Raw genomic sequence first — 14508 nt, forward strand, 5'->3', positions numbered from 1 at the left:
GGTGCTCGACGACGTTGAGCGCTGGCGAGTTCTTGAAGAGCCATCCCGAGAAGACCTTGTGCCAAGCCGGCTTCTCATCGACGCTTGCCCGCTCTTCCACGAAAACCTGCACAAAGGCGCCTTCTTCCTGCGGTCGCTCCCAGGGAAGCGACTTCTCGCAAGTGGACAGTTTCACCACGAGATTGCCCAGGCGCTTGGATTCGCCCGGCCTCATCGTGATGTCCTGCGTCAGGTTGTTGCGCTTGTTGAGGATGCCAAGGGTGGCCACCCGGTCCTTGTTTGGGGTGCCCAGTTCCTGCCCCTGCGCGGCCTGCGCGGCCTGCGCGGGGCCAGCCTGCATGCCCGCGATAGCCTCGGGCACTTCGGTTTCAACCGGCGCCGGCTCAGGCGCACCGCCGCAGCCGGCGAGCACGCCACTCAGCAATACCGGAAGCAGGAAGCCGCGGACGCGGCGATGGAGCGAAACCATGCTGCCTGAAGCGCTCAGGCGTCCGGGGACCATGCCTCGTAGTCGCCAGTCGCGGCGGCGCGGCGGCCGCCACGCTCAAGCGCGCCCTGCGGACGGTAGGCGGCCACGGTGCCGGTTGCATTGGGGGTGTAGTCCGCTTCCCAGATGCGCGCGGGCGGCAGGTGGCTTTCCGGTACGTCGTCGTAGGAGTGATGCAGCCAGCCATGCCATTCCGAAGGCACGCGGCTTGCGTCGTTCGCACCGGCGTAGATCACCCAGCGCCGTTCGTATCCCTCGGTCGTCTTGGCCTTCTTCGCACGGTAATACATGTTACCTTGCGCGTCAGTGCCCACGTGCTCGCCATTACGCGAGGACCAGAGCGAGGTGCCGATGGTGGCGCCGTCCCACCAGGTGAAGATCTTGGACAGGATTCCCATACGCCGCGCGTTAGACCTCTTTTACGCGGATGCCAAGCGCCTAGCGTGCATTTGCCCCGGCTTTGCCGATCCCAATCGGGAAAGCGTCCGTGCATAAAGCGCACATATGCACACTTCGCCGCATCGCAGGCACATTCCGACGCGCCTTGGCGGGCGCGGCGTGTCGTTCATCTGAGGTTGGGGATCACTTGGCTTATCAGCGAGTTCCTTTCCCGAACGGATCGCAAATTTTGACAGGAGAACGCTGATGCGTAACCTCATTATCGCCGCCGCCATGACGGCGGTCGTCGCCCCCACAGCCCTCGTTGCGACAACGGCCGAAGTCGCCGCACGCGACCACAACCGCTACCACCGTACCGACAATGGCATTCGCTACTGGAAGGATGACCGCGGCCGCTACCGTTGCAAGAAATCCGACGGCACGACCGGACTTCTGATCGGTGGCGTCGCAGGTGCGCTTGCTGGCCGCGCCGTCGACACGAGAGGCGACCGCACCATGGGCACGGTGGTTGGAGCGGCCGCTGGCGCACTCCTTGGCCGCGAAGTGGACCGCAGCACCAGCAAGCCCAAGTGCCGCTGACCCGTTCCAACGTGATATTCGGCAAGCCCGCAAGGGCCTGAAGAAGCCGGTGCCGTGTTACGTCTTGCACGCGCCGGCTTTCTTTATGCCCGCTCCGGAATACGACGGGCACTCGTCACTCGTCGAACGCTTCGGCGACCCATTCCTCCGCCGCACGCTCATCGCTTGCTTCGATGATGCAGCGCGCCACCTCCAGCCCGTGCCCGGCCCGCAACAGCGCGGCGATGTGTCTTTCGCGCGTGGGGCGGTCGATCTCTTCCTGGCGCGAGAACGGCCCCAGCCGGCGCCTACGCGCAAGAGCCAGCGCCGCTTCGCGCTGCTGTGCTTCGTCCGGCGCCATTTCCTCGCGCACGTCCTCGTCCACACCGGCCTCGTTGAGCGCTTCGCGCACCCGGCGTGCCCCATAACCGCGCCGCAGCAGACTGCCCGCCTTCATGCGAGCCCAGGTCTCATCATCGACGTAGCCCGCTTGCGCATACCGCTCCACGAGCGCATCGAGTGGCGGCGCGTTCTCGCCTTCCCAGCCGCGTTCACGCACCTTGCGCACCAGATAGGCACGCAGTTTGGCTTGCGTTGTGGCGAATCGCGCGACATAGGCGAGCGCCATTTCCTCGAGTCGAGGCAGGTCGAGCGGACGGGGATTGCGACGCTTGGCAGACATCTTGCCCTATTCGTGCCACACTCGGCGCAGAATGGGGAGTGCTTATGGACCCCTGCAAGGAGAAAACCCTGGCAATATCCGGTTCACGATCGAACCAGTAGGCCGAGGCAGACTCTCTCAGGATAGTTAGAACAGACAACGGGTTACAATATAATGAGCGACACCATCAGCATGGTGACGAAGACCGATGCGGCGCTGGTCGCCACCCCGAACGAGGACGCGCTTGCGCGCCGGTTCGCGGACTTCGAAACCTTCTGCGACGCCCTTGATTATGCAGCCCAGGGCCAGCGCGGCTTCAATTTCCACGATCCACGTGGAAAACTCAAACAGGTCTATCCCTTCCGCGAACTGCGCGTCGACGCGCACAAGGTCGCCTACGCGCTGATCGCGCGCGGCGTGAAGCCGGGTGACCGCATCGCGCTGATTGCCGAAACCGGCGCGGACTTTGCAGCGCTGTTCTGCGCGACCGTCTACGCGGGCGCCTGGCCGGTGCCCCTGCCGTTGCCCACAAGCTTTGGCGGCAAGGACAACTACATCGAACAGCTCTCCGTTCAGCTTTCAAGCGCGGACCCGCTACTGCTGATTGGGCCCGACGAAATCGCCCACCTCACCTCGGCCGCATCCGAGCGTCAGGGCTGCGGCCACGCCACTTGGGCCGATTTCGCGGCCAAGGATGCGCCCGCGACCGAACTGCCCAAAGCCAGCCCCGATGACATCTGCTACCTGCAGTACTCGAGCGGCTCGACCCGTTTCCCGCATGGCGTGGCGGTCACCCACCGCTCGCTTATGTCGAACCTGGCCGCGCACAGCCATGGCATGCAGCTCATCGAGAGCGACCGCTGCATCTCCTGGCTGCCCTGGTACCATGACATGGGCCTTGTCGGCTGCTTCCTCTCGTTGATCGCGAACCAGGTCTCGGGAGACTACCTCAAGACCGAAGACTTTGCCCGCCGTCCGCTGGCCTGGCTCGACATGATCACGCGCAACGAGGGCACCTCGATCTCGTACTCGCCGACCTTCGGTTACGACATCTGCTCGCGCCGCATTTCCAGCCAGACCAGTGTCGATGAGCGTTTCGACCTCGCGCGCTGGCGCCTTGCGGGCAACGGCGCGGACATGATCCGCCCCGATGTCATGCAGAGCTTCGTCAACGCCTTTGCCCCCGCCGGCTTCAAGGCCAGCGCTTTCCTGCCCAGCTACGGCCTTGCCGAGGCGACGCTGGCGGTCACGATCATGCCGCCGGGTGAAGGCATCCGGGTCGAACTGGTCGAGGAAGAGCGCCTCTCGGGCACGCCCCGCGACCTCAGCCGCCCGGCCCGCTACCGCGCCATCGTCAATTGCGGCAAGCCCGTGCGCGATATGGAAGTGGCGATCCGCGGCGAGAACGGCCAGAAACTCGCCGACCATCAGATCGGCAAGGTCTGGTGCCGCGGCGACAGCGTCATGCATTCGTACTTCCGCGACCCCGAATCGACGGCCGAATGCCTGGTCGATGGCTGGCTCGATACCGGCGACATGGGCTACATGGCGCAGGGCTACCTGTTCATAGTCGGCCGTGCGAAGGACATGATCATCATCAACGGCAAGAACCACTGGCCCCAAGACATCGAGTGGGCCGTGGAGCAGCTGCCTGGCTTCAACCACGGTGACATCGCGGCCTTCTCAGTGGAGACCGACGCCGGTGAGGAAGCTCCTGCCGTGCTCGTCCATTGCCGCGTCTCGGACCCGGACAAGCGCCTCGAACTGCGCGAATTGATCCGCGACAAGGTCCGCTCGATCACCGGCATGAACTGCGTGGTCGAACTGGTCCCGCCCAAGAGCCTGCCACGCACCAGTTCGGGCAAGCTCAGCCGCGCCAAGGCCAAGAAGCTCTACCTTTCGGGCGAAATCGCCCCCTTCGAGCTGGCCGCCTGATCGCAGCCTGCCGGATAGCCGACACAAAAAAGGGCCGGTCCTCGCTACCGGCCTTTTTTGTTGCCCGGTCAAGATCCGCTCCGCCCAGCCGAGCGCGTCAGATATTGCGATGCAGTTCGAGAAGATCGGCCGGGACCTGCAAGGCGTCCGCCGCGACCTGGGTCTCCTGAAGGAAGAGGACGAGCGCGATCAGCAGCAGGACGATGGAGACAAGGAAGATCCCGGCCGCGAAGACATGCAGATCAAGACCGGCGAGGCCCTGCAGGAAAAGTACCGCGACCGTCGAACCGATCGCGAGCGCCGAAAGCACCATCAGGCGAATCGCGCGCGTGATGATCTTGATGCGACGGTCGACCAGCCGGATTTCACGCACGATGCCATCGTGCTCTCCGCCCTCGGTCTCCGCATAGAGCTTCTGCAGCAGCCGTGCCCGGTCGACGACCCGGCCCAGCCGGGTGGACAGGATGTTGAGGATATTGCCGATAGCCACCAGCACGAACACAGGGGTCAGGGCGAGTTGGATGGTTTGCGTGATCATCTTCTGCCTATCCTGCCGCTATCGGCTCTGCCTCGCAAGCGGGCTGCGAAAGACCTTCCGGCAAGGACGTCAGGGCACGAACCAGCGCTGCTGCCAGCGGTAGACCGCCGGGATCGGATCCCCTGAACCATTGGTTGCCGGGCGAAAGCGGAAGCGCGCCTGCGCCAGTTCGCAAGTGATGCGGTCCGCGACCGGATCGGGACTGGGACGCACGACCCGGCAGCTTGTCACGCGCCCCTCGGTCCCCACGCGCAGATCGATGACGACCGAATGGCCAAGGCGCAGCTTGCGGCTCTTGCGCGGATAGTCGCGCGCCGAACTGATGTCGCCGGCGATTTTCACGGTGGGCGTGCCACCACCACCTCCCCCCTGCCCCAGGCCGCGACGCCCGGAACCAGGCCCAAGCCCTTCGCCCGAAGCGCCGGTGCCCTCACCTGCGTCCGCTGCGCCCGCATCGTCCTCGCTGCCATCGCCCGAAACCGGTGGTGCTGAACGGGGGCGCAGCACCACGGCGGCCTCGGGCGCGGCAACAGGCTTGGCTTGCGCGCGCTCTCCAGCCTCCGCCGAGGCGCCTTCCGGCTCAGGGGCAGGCGCGGGTACGGGCTCTTCCACCGGGTCTTCGGGCGGTTCAGGCAGTTCCTGTGTGAACGTTACGGCCAGCCGCTCGCCCGCCGCGACGACGTTCTCAGCCAGCCCGGGCGCAAACATGTTCACAACCACGAAGGCGAGCAGAACGTGCAAGCCCGCCACGACCAGAACCACCGGCAGCCTGGCCCCGACAGCGGCCCGATAACCGTGAGCCTGCGCGGATGTCTCGGGAGATGTTCGGCCAGCGCCCATGCCCTCCCAGATAGGAAGCGCTCGACACGAATGCCATTTCCCCCACGCATCGCGTGGCTCAAAAATACCAGACCAGCACCCCGTCGAATCGCTCGCCGCCGTGAAGCGGAAATACCGCCATCGACTTGAGCCCTGCCGCGACGGCGCCCTTGGCGACAGGGTCGGTCACATCGGTGGCGAGATCTTCGTCGACGAGCGGGATCCCCCTGCGGCAAGAGCGCGCGAACGGACCCACATCTATCGGAACATGTGCCTGCGCATGGATCAGGGCGAGATCACCCTCGGTCTCGCAGTACCCGGCGGCAAAGCGGAATGCGGACCCACTTTCATCGAGGCGCCAGTGTTCGACCCGTCCCGCAACCGGAGAAATGCGCGAAGAAACAAGCGTGAGCACCCAGGTTGCGCCATCGCGTGAAGGACAGGGAACCGCCATCGCCCGGTCGAAGCCGGTCGGCTCCTGCGCTTCGTTACACTGAAACCGCCCCTCGGGCGACAACTGCGGCAGGATGACAGGAAGCCTCTGATCCCAGGCTTTCCCCGGAGCTCCGTAGCCGCGACGGAAGCGGAAAGTATGCGCGTCAGCTTCAAAACGCCGCGCACGACCAAAATAGCCATCTTCGAGGTACAACTCCTCGTCCCCCTTACGGGCGCACCACAGCTCGAGAGCACCTAGCCGAAAGCGATCGTCCCCACAGAAGAACAAGGTCACCGATACACATCGCTCGCCATCGAAGCCCGGCACCGCGACGGCGCAACTGAGCCCCTCGCTGAGCGCAGCCTCCTTGCGCACGAAGAACGAGTTGGCGAGATCTTTGATAAGGATCGGCCTTTGCTCTTTCCAACTGCGGCCCGGAAGTCCCTCCCCAAAGGCAAACTGCATGCCTCGGCTCGCCGCGGCGAAATAATCCATCTCGCCATAGATCCCCGACTGCAGACCGATCGTGGTCCCATCGGCAGACGGCACCCAGACCTCGATCGCGCGTATGAACGGCTCGCGCTCCATCCTCTTGTGCCGCCCTCCTTCCTCCCACCGCCCGAGCGGTGGCCCTCACCAGGCAAGACGCCCAAGCGAGCCATACGCGAACAGGAGTAACGGAGTTTCAAGCGCGGACACCGGCGAAATGCTTAGCGCTACGGTCTTTCAGCCGTCGGTGAAGGTATAGGGCTGCGCCCCGCGCCGCGTGTCATCGACCATGACATCACGTCCAATCGGCGGCACCGAACGAGCCGCGCATTCCGGTCGGTGGCACAACCGGCACGTCACACCGATCGGCGTCGCCTCCGTAGTCTCCGGCTTCATGCCTCGGGCATAGACGAGGCGGGGCGCCTCGCTCGCCGCGCAGCCCAGCGCCACGGCGCGGGTGACCTGCCCTCGCCCGTAACCATTGCCCCCGCTCGCCACCGTACGCGCGACCGAAAAGAAGCGCTCTCCCCCCGGCAGTTCGAGCCACTGGGTGTGGATCACCCGAGGTGCACGAAAGACCTGGTGCACGCTCCACAAGGGGCATCCTCCTCCGTGTGCCGCGAAGGGGAAACCTGCTCCATCCAGACGCTTGGAAACGTTGCCCGCCTCATCCAGGCGCAGGAAGAAGAACGGCACGCGCTCCTCACCGGGCCGCTGGAGCGTGGTGAGGCGATGCGCCACCTGCTCGAAGCTCGCGCCAAACAGGGCGCCCAGTGCCTCGATGTCGTAGCCACGTTTTTCGGCTGCGCGCGCGAAACGACCATATGGCATGAGCATCGCTGCCGCGCCGTAGGCCGCCAGCGCACGCTGGAGGAGCACTCGCGTCGTTTCGTTTGCGAACGTCTCCACCCGCAAGATTGCCTTGATGTCGACGCGCATCGCGGTGTGCGCGATATGGGTGGCGGTCTGGAAGGCGCGGCTGGGACCATCAAGCGTGTCATCAAGCAGGAGTTGCTGGTTGTGCCGATCGAAGCGGCGCAGCGCGCCCATCATGACCTCGGGCGGCAGTGCGCGCACGCGCACGCCTTTGCCCTTGAGCCATGCCTCGCCCCCGCCGGCCTGCTCGATCTCGGCCGCAAGGTCCTCGGCGCGGGTGTCGAGCGGATGAAAATAGTTACGCCGCGCCGCCAGGAAGCGCTGCGCCTCGCGCACAGGCTCGTTCTCATCGGCGCCGGGGCCCGCCGCGCGCTGTTCTGCCAGCGCCTGCTGCTCGCGCGTGTAGGCGCCATGAAGGCGCAGCAGCGCTTCGCTCACGCCCGGAAAGCTCATCGCGATGTCCGATATCTCCAGCGCGGGCAGGTCGATATCGGCAAAGATCGGATCGCGCAGCACATCGGATAGGCGCCGCGCATAGTCCTCGCCGTCCTCGCTCGCAAGGTCACCGATTTCCAGACGGTAAGTGCGCGCAAGGCGCACCAACATCTCAGCCGTTACCGGACGCTGGTTGCGCTCGAGCAGCGCGACGTAGCTGGGCGATATCTCAAGATCGTCGGCCATGGCTTGCTGGGTAAGGCCGAGCTCGCGGCGCAAGCGGCGCAGGCGCGGTCCAAGGTACAAGGGACGGGTTTCAGCCATGCGGAGCGGCTCCTGTAAGGCCTATACAACTTTACAGCCAAATCTTGTAAAGATTGACAACGTCACTGTGCAAGCCATTTCGCGTAACAAATTTTCCCCGTAGCTGGAGGTCATCGGAAACAACCGCCGCTTCCAAGGCCCTTCGCAATACAGGCCAACGGCACCATGAACGGGATGAGACCAGTGACCTACCAGAGCACGATCAGCGCCGCCGGACAGACCATCGCCAACGAGCCCCACTGGAACGGCATCGAGGCCGAATCGGTTGCGCGCATGCGCCTGCAGAACCGCTTCAACACCGGGCTCGACATCGCCCGCTACACCGCGAAGATCATGCGCCAGGACATGGCCGCCTATGATGCGGACCCGGCCAACTACACCCAGTCGCTGGGCTGCTGGCACGGTTTCATCGGGCAGCAGAAGATGATTTCCATCAAGAAGCATTTCGGCTCGACCAAGGGGCGCTACCTCTATCTCTCGGGCTGGATGGTCGCCGCGCTGCGCTCGGACTTCGGCCCCCTGCCCGATCAGTCGATGCACGAGAAGACCAGCGTCCCCGCCCTGGTGGAAGAACTCTACACCTTCCTCAAGCAGGCCGACGCCCGCGAGCTTGGCGGCATGTTCCGCGATCTCGACAAGGCCCGCAAGGGCGGTGACGAAATGGAAGCCAAGCGCATCGAGACCGCGATCGACAACTACGAGACCCACGTAGTCCCGATCATCGCAGATATCGATGCCGGCTTCGGCAATGCCGAGGCGACCTACCTCCTGGCCAAGAAGTTCATCGAGGCAGGCGCCTGTTGCCTCCAGATTGAGAACCAGGTCTCGGACGAGAAGCAGTGCGGTCACCAGGACGGTAAGGTCACGGTTCCCCACGAGGACTTCATCGCGAAGATCCGCGCGATCCGCTATGCTTTCATGGAACTGGGGGTCGAGGACGGCCTGATCGTTGCGCGCACTGACTCTCTTGGAGCAGGGCTCACCAAGCAGATCGCCTATACCCGCACGGCGGGCGACATCGGCGACCAGTACAACAGCTACCTGGATTGCGAGGAAGTGGGCACCAGTGAGGTCGGTCACGGCGAAGTCCTGATCAGCCGCGAGGGCAAGCTCATGCGCCCCAAGCGCCTGCCCAGCAATCTCTACCAATTCCGCAAGGGGACCGGCGAGGACCGCTGCGTGCTCGACTGCATCAACGCACTGCGTAATGGCGCCGACCTGTTGTGGATCGAAACCGAGAAGCCGCATATCGGGCAGATCGGCGGGATGGTCAGCCGCATTCGCGAGGAGATGCCCAATGCCAAGCTGGTCTACAACAATTCGCCCAGCTTCAACTGGACGCTCAACTTCCGCCAGCAGGTCTACGATGCATGGGAAGCGGCAGGACGCGATCTTTCGGGCTATGACCGCGCGAAGCTGATGAGCGTGGACTACGACGGCACTGAACTGGCGGCCGAGGCCGACGAACGAATCCGCACCTTCCAGAAGGGCGCGGCGCGTGAGGCAGGAATCTTCCACCACCTCATTACCCTGCCGACCTACCACACCGCGGCGCTGTCGACCGACAACCTCGCCAAGGAGTACTTTGGCGAGCAGGGCATGCTTGGCTACGTCAAGGGCGTCCAGCGCCAGGAGATCCGCCAGGGCATCGCCTGCGTGAAGCACCAGAACATGGCCGGTTCGGACATCGGCGATGATCACAAGGAATACTTCGCTGGCGAAGCAGCCCTCAAGGCTGGCGGCGAACACAACACGATGAACCAGTTCGCGGCCTGACCGCCTCGCTTGGGAGAGGAGCGAGCATATGGATATCCACGAACACCTGAAATTGCCGAGCGGGGCGACTCTCAAACTCGCCCCGCTCGCCGATACCGAAGAACCGACAACGACCGACGCCAATACCGGCGCGCGCAATGGAAGGAGACGTGACATGATGACTGCAACGACCACGACCGAACCGGCCCGCGCCCGCGCGGTGCTGTCCAACCAGGACTTCAAGCTGCTGCAGGACGCCTGCCTGTTCTACCTGAAGGCCCATGAGGACGATCCCATTTCGTCCAAGTACTCCGCGCTCTATCACCGCCTCGGCTCGGCAATCCGCCGCTGATGGAGCCCCCGCTACCGGCGCTCCAGAACGCCGGGTCGGGAAGCCGAATTCTTCGAGTTTTCCTGGGGAGGAAAGCGTGGCCCGTTCCGCAGATACTGCGGGGCGGGCCCATTTGCGTGCCGGAGCGCCCTGCCCAGATGACGGACTGGCATTACCGGACAGTTACGCAAGGCTCGATTAGAGCGATCTCAAGCCCGATCCCACTACGGCTCAGGAATGGCCATCAGCGGCACAGATACCCTCGACCTGATCGCGACGAGCGCGCTCCAGCAGTCCCGGATGGACCTGATATTGCTGGCGGGCATCGTATGCCTGATGGCTTCGGGGACGACCGTCCTGCTGCTGCGCCAGGCCCGCAGCAGCCGACATCGCGAACGACGCCTCTGGACACTGGCGGCTGGTGGTGCATTTGGTGTCGGCGCCTGGGCCAGCCACTTCATTGCGCTTCTGGGAGAGGATTCAAGCCACGACCACGACCATTCCGCAGTCCTGACGCTCGCTAGCCAGGCCACCGGTCTGGCCGCCGGGCTCCTCGCCCTGCATCTGGCCGTTCCGGGGCAAACGGTCCGTGCAAGGGCTTTGGCGGCGGCCCTGCTATCCATCGGCTTCGGCGCCATGCACTATCTGGGAGGCCTCTCGCTGCAGGTCATCACGACGTTCCAATGGCACCCCGCCCTAGTGGCCGCCTCCCTACTCCTCCCCGGACTGTTCTTCTATCCCGCGCTCACCTACACGCTGGCGCGGCGCTGCACAGGCGGGCCCTGGCCCCCAGCACTCCTGCTGGCACTGGGCATGGCGCTCATGCATCTTCTGGGATCCGCGGCGCTCACTACGGGCCCCGAGCATGGCGCACTGAGTGTTCCAGCCATCCCGGCAAGTTCCCTTGCCGGTTGGGTGGCCGCCGTCGCGCTGGCCATTCTTGCGGCGGGCATGGCGACCCAGCTCGTGCGCAGCCAGGCCGAGGCGTCGCTCTTGCGGAGCGAACGGCAGTTCTCCGACCTTGTCCGCTCGATCTCGGACTACGCCATCTTCCTGCTCGACAGGGATGGAACCGTCACGCAGTGGAACGAAGGCGCACGCAACCTGACCGGCTACTGCGCACAGGATATGATCGGAATGCCCGTCGCACGGCTGTTCAGCTATGGCGACCGCAGTGACGACCTGCCCGCGCGCACGCTCGAACATGCGCGCGAAACCGGCGGTGCCTCGGGCGAATGTCTCTATATGCGACGGGACGGGTCCACGTTCTGGGGCTACGGCACCTTCCAAGCCACGCACGGCCCCGAAGGCAGGCTTGCAGGCTACTCGTTCGTCATGCGCGATGTGAGCGGTTTCAAGGCGGACAAGGACCTTATCGCCCAGACGTCGATGCGCCTCGACACCGCACTGACCAACATGCACGAAGGCCTCTGCCTGTTCGATGCCGACGGCCGCCTGGCGTTGTGCAACGCCCGCTTTCGCGAGCTATGGGGCCTCGACGATAGCGTCTGCGAAGCGGGAACGCCGCTTGCCGATATGGTCCGCGCCGGCTTCATGAACCCTGATGGGACAGAGCACGCCGCGCCCGCACTTGCTCAGTACCGCCAGCTCCTGAAGGAGACCTTTGCCAACCCGTCACTTCCCCCGATCACGATCGATTTCGACGGAGCCATGGCGGTCTCGATTGCTAACCGCGCACTTCCCGACGGTGGCTGGGTCACCACGTGCGATGACATCACCGAGCAGCGCCGCTCCGAAGCGCGCATCGCGCACATGGCGCTGCATGACAGCCTCACCGGACTGCCCAACCGCACCCGCTTCAACCAGCGTCTCGACGACAAGCTCGCGCTTGCCAAGCGCACGCAGGCCAAGGTCGCCGTGATTGCAATGGACCTCGACCGTTTCAAGGACGTCAACGACACGCACGGCCATGCTGCGGGCGATGCGCTGCTCCAGTCCATCGGCCGCGCGGTGACGGAGGGCACACTCGAGAGCGAAGTCGTCGCCCGGCTCGGCGGGGACGAGTTTGCCGCCGCCAAGCTGTTCACCGACATTCAGGACCTCAGCGAATTTATCAGCCGACTGCACGACTGCATTGCGGGATCCAATGACTGCAGGGAGATCGACGTCGGCGCGAGCCTGGGAATCGCGATCTTCCCCGACAATGGCACCGACCGAGAAACTCTCCTCAACAACGCGGACCTTGCGATGTACCGCGCGAAGGGCAAGCGCGGCGAAAGCTGCTGCTACTACGAGGAAGGCATGGACGCCGCCGCCCGGCGCCGTCGCCTTCTGGCAGGAGACCTGCGCCAGGCCATCGCGCGCGGCGAACTGCACCTGCTTTACCAGCCGCAGCGCTCGCTGCGTAGCGGGACGCTCAGCGGTTACGAAGCCCTTCTACGCTGGCAACATCCCCGCCTGGGGTTCATTCCACCTGACGAATTCATCCCGATCGCCGAAGAAAGCGGATCGATCTTCGCCATCGGCGAATGGGTGCTGGAAGAAGCCTGCCGCGAAGCCCAGCGCTGGCCGAGCGGAGAAAAGATTGCCGTCAATCTGTCCGCCGTGCAGTTCTCCAAACCCGATCTTGTCGCCACGATCCACAGGATCCTCACCGAGACCGGTCTTTCCCCGCGCCGTCTTGAACTTGAGATCACCGAAACCGCGATCATCGAGGACAAGCTACGCGCACTCCACTGCCTGCGCCAGATGAAGGCCATGGGGATCGGGGTGGCCATCGACGACTTCGGTACGGGCTACTCCTCGCTCGACACGCTCCATTCATTTCCCTTCGACAAGATCAAGATCGACAAGTCCTTTCTCCTGCTCTCGGACACGAGCGCACAGGCCCGCGCGATTATCCGCGCCGTTCTTGCGCTGGGCAAAAGCCTCGCCATTCCGGTTCTGGCCGAAGGCGTGGAGACCGAGGCGCAGCTGCGAATTCTGGAGAACGAGGGCTGCGACGAGGCGCAAGGCTATTATTTTGGCCGTCCGGGCGGACCACCGAGCCACCCCCGCTCCGATCTCACGCAAAAAACCGCCGTCAACATCTGACACATGATGTCTCAGGGTAAAGCGCCTGCCAGCCTACTGGCGCGCTTGATCGAGAACATGGACAGGCACCCCAACCTCGCGCACGGTGCACATCCGCCCCTGCCTGCGAGGAGACCGTTGCCGATGAAGTCGATCGCCACCTTGACGATGAACCCGACCATCGACGTTTCCTACGACGTCGCCGAAATGCGCCACACCCACAAGATGCGTACCGACAACGAGTGGTACGCCCCTGGCGGCGGCGGTCTCAACGTCGCCCGCGTCTTCGTGCGGCTGGGCGGACATGCGCGCTCTTTCTATCTCTCCGGCGGAGCCACCGGGCCTGCACTCGATGGCCTGATCGATCTGCATCAACTGGTCCGCACGCGCATAGCCATAACCGGCCCCACCCGCGTCGCTTCGGCGGTGCTGGAACGCCAGAGCGGCAAGGAATACCGCTTCACCCCGCAAGGGCCGCGCATCGCACCCGAAGAATGGAATGAATGCCTCGACCGGCTGGACGAAACGAATGCCGACATCGCGGTCCTGAGCGGCTCGCTGCCTCCCGGTGTCCCCGATGACTTCTACGCGCAGGCCACGAGACGCCTGCGAGGCAAAGGGATTAAAGTCGTTCTCGATAGTTCGGGCCCCGCCCTCTCCCATGGCATCGCCCAGGGCGACCTGCTGCTGGTTAAACCCAGCTCGGGCGAACTGGAGCGCTACCTGGGAACTTCCCTCAGGGGCCATCCAGCCATCGCCGAAGCCGCCCGTGGCATCGTCGCGGAAGGCAAGGCGAGGCTGGTGGCTGTAACCTTGGGTCATGAAGGAGCGATTTTGGCGCGGGCCAACGGTGCCTGGTTCCTTCCGGCACTGCCGATCGAAGCAGCAAGCGCAGTGGGCGCAGGCGACAGCTTTGTCGCAGCGATGGTCTACGCTCTGGCGCGCGGCGATGATGATTTCGCCGCATTCGGCATGGGGCTTGCCGCGGGAACCGCCGCCGTGCTGCGGGCAGGTACCGGGCTTGCCCAGGCCCCCGACATCGCCCGCCTACTTAGACAAGTGCCCGATCCCGAACCACTATGATCTATACTGATTCGCTTTTTACGGAAGTTCTCGCGCTTGACGCATGTGCAGCAAATGGCCCAGCTTTCGCAGGTGCAGCATGATATTGCGATAAACCGCCCCCTCACTTCGCATCAGCACAATTCCTTAGCTCCAATACGGGTCATTTTGAGCGCTTGATGCAAGCATATTTGCAATTATTACTTTTCAGGCGGACATTTCTGTTGCACATTCTTCTCGAACAGTCTTTTAGACCGTACCGAGTTTTGAAGAGGTTGGGAGAGAGCGCGCCGGGGGAATCTCCGGCGCGCCGATTTTTAAGGGGGCCAATTGGGGGTCGAGGCGCCGCCTCCCCCTCCCCGTCACCCCC

12 protein-coding genes and 1 pseudogene are annotated in these 14508 nt (G+C 64.2%); 6 read left to right on the plus strand and 7 right to left on the minus strand.

Annotated elements, in window-relative coordinates:
- Nucleotides 1-31: 31 nt before the first annotated feature.
- Both FMM79_RS22150 and FMM79_RS00980 read right to left on the minus strand, forming a co-directional pair.
- Nucleotides 32-502 (minus strand): annotated as a pseudogene (locus tag FMM79_RS22150) (DUF2155 domain-containing protein); the annotation flags it as partial.
- Nucleotides 484-885: an NADH:ubiquinone oxidoreductase subunit NDUFA12 gene (locus tag FMM79_RS00980; RefSeq protein WP_148625308.1), complete on the minus strand. Its 402-nt coding sequence runs from the start codon at nt 883-885 to the stop codon at nt 484-486. The pseudogene FMM79_RS22150 and the gene FMM79_RS00980, both read right to left, overlap by 19 nt.
- A gap of 247 nt (nt 886-1132) precedes the next feature.
- On the opposite strand from FMM79_RS00980, the gene FMM79_RS00985 reads away from it, so the two are divergent.
- Entirely contained in the window at nt 1133-1465 is a 333-nt protein-coding gene (locus tag FMM79_RS00985) for a glycine zipper 2TM domain-containing protein (protein ID WP_148625310.1), read from the plus strand.
- A gap of 115 nt (nt 1466-1580) precedes the next feature.
- Here the strand turns inward: FMM79_RS00985 and FMM79_RS00990 are convergent, their stop codons facing one another.
- The gene (locus tag FMM79_RS00990) at nt 1581-2126 is read right to left on the minus strand and encodes a regulatory protein RecX (protein WP_148625312.1); all 546 of its coding nucleotides are present in this window, start codon (nt 2124-2126) and stop codon (nt 1581-1583) included.
- A 153-nt stretch (nt 2127-2279) separates the two neighbouring features.
- On the opposite strand from FMM79_RS00990, the gene FMM79_RS00995 reads away from it, so the two are divergent.
- A complete protein-coding gene (locus FMM79_RS00995; protein WP_148625314.1) occupies nt 2280-4040 on the plus strand; it encodes a fatty acyl-AMP ligase in 1761 nt (586 codons plus the stop codon).
- 97 nt (nt 4041-4137) lie between these two features.
- On the opposite strand, the gene FMM79_RS01000 is transcribed toward FMM79_RS00995, so the two are convergent.
- From FMM79_RS01000 to FMM79_RS01015, 4 genes are all read right to left on the minus strand, one after another.
- Complete coding sequence (locus FMM79_RS01000; protein ID WP_148625316.1) at nt 4138-4578, minus strand: DUF2721 domain-containing protein; 441 nt, start codon at nt 4576-4578, stop codon at nt 4138-4140.
- Between the two features lie 69 nt (nt 4579-4647).
- Nucleotides 4648-5328: a TonB family protein gene (locus FMM79_RS01005; RefSeq protein ID WP_240338898.1), complete on the minus strand. Its 681-nt coding sequence runs from the start codon at nt 5326-5328 to the stop codon at nt 4648-4650.
- A 148-nt stretch (nt 5329-5476) separates the two neighbouring features.
- The gene (locus FMM79_RS01010) at nt 5477-6421 is read right to left on the minus strand and encodes a GAF domain-containing protein (protein ID WP_148625318.1); all 945 of its coding nucleotides are present in this window, start codon (nt 6419-6421) and stop codon (nt 5477-5479) included.
- 138 nt (nt 6422-6559) lie between these two features.
- Nucleotides 6560-7957 carry a short-chain fatty acyl-CoA regulator family protein gene (locus tag FMM79_RS01015; protein WP_148625320.1) on the minus strand — a complete coding sequence of 466 codons (1398 nt, stop codon included), beginning with the start codon at nt 7955-7957 and terminating at the stop codon, nt 6560-6562.
- A 183-nt stretch (nt 7958-8140) separates the two neighbouring features.
- Between FMM79_RS01015 and FMM79_RS01020 the strand changes: the two genes are divergently transcribed.
- From FMM79_RS01020 to FMM79_RS01035, 4 genes are all read left to right on the plus strand, one after another.
- Nucleotides 8141-9733 (plus strand): isocitrate lyase, encoded by a 1593-nt coding sequence (locus FMM79_RS01020; RefSeq protein WP_148625340.1) that lies wholly within the window; start codon nt 8141-8143, stop codon nt 9731-9733.
- A 28-nt stretch (nt 9734-9761) separates the two neighbouring features.
- Complete coding sequence (locus FMM79_RS01025) at nt 9762-10064, plus strand: hypothetical protein (protein ID WP_148625322.1); 303 nt, start codon at nt 9762-9764, stop codon at nt 10062-10064.
- Nucleotides 10065-10280: 216 nt separating this feature from the next.
- Entirely contained in the window at nt 10281-13097 is a 2817-nt protein-coding gene (locus FMM79_RS01030; RefSeq protein WP_240338899.1) for an EAL domain-containing protein, read from the plus strand.
- A 123-nt stretch (nt 13098-13220) separates the two neighbouring features.
- On the plus strand, nt 13221-14159 hold the full coding sequence (locus FMM79_RS01035) for a 1-phosphofructokinase family hexose kinase (RefSeq protein WP_148625324.1): 939 nt from the start codon (nt 13221-13223) through the stop codon (nt 14157-14159).
- The last annotated feature ends 349 nt before the right edge of the window (nt 14160-14508 follow it).

The sequence above is a fragment of the Novosphingobium sp. BW1 genome, from assembly GCF_008107685.1.
Classification (GTDB): Bacteria; Pseudomonadota; Alphaproteobacteria; order Sphingomonadales; family Sphingomonadaceae; genus Novosphingobium.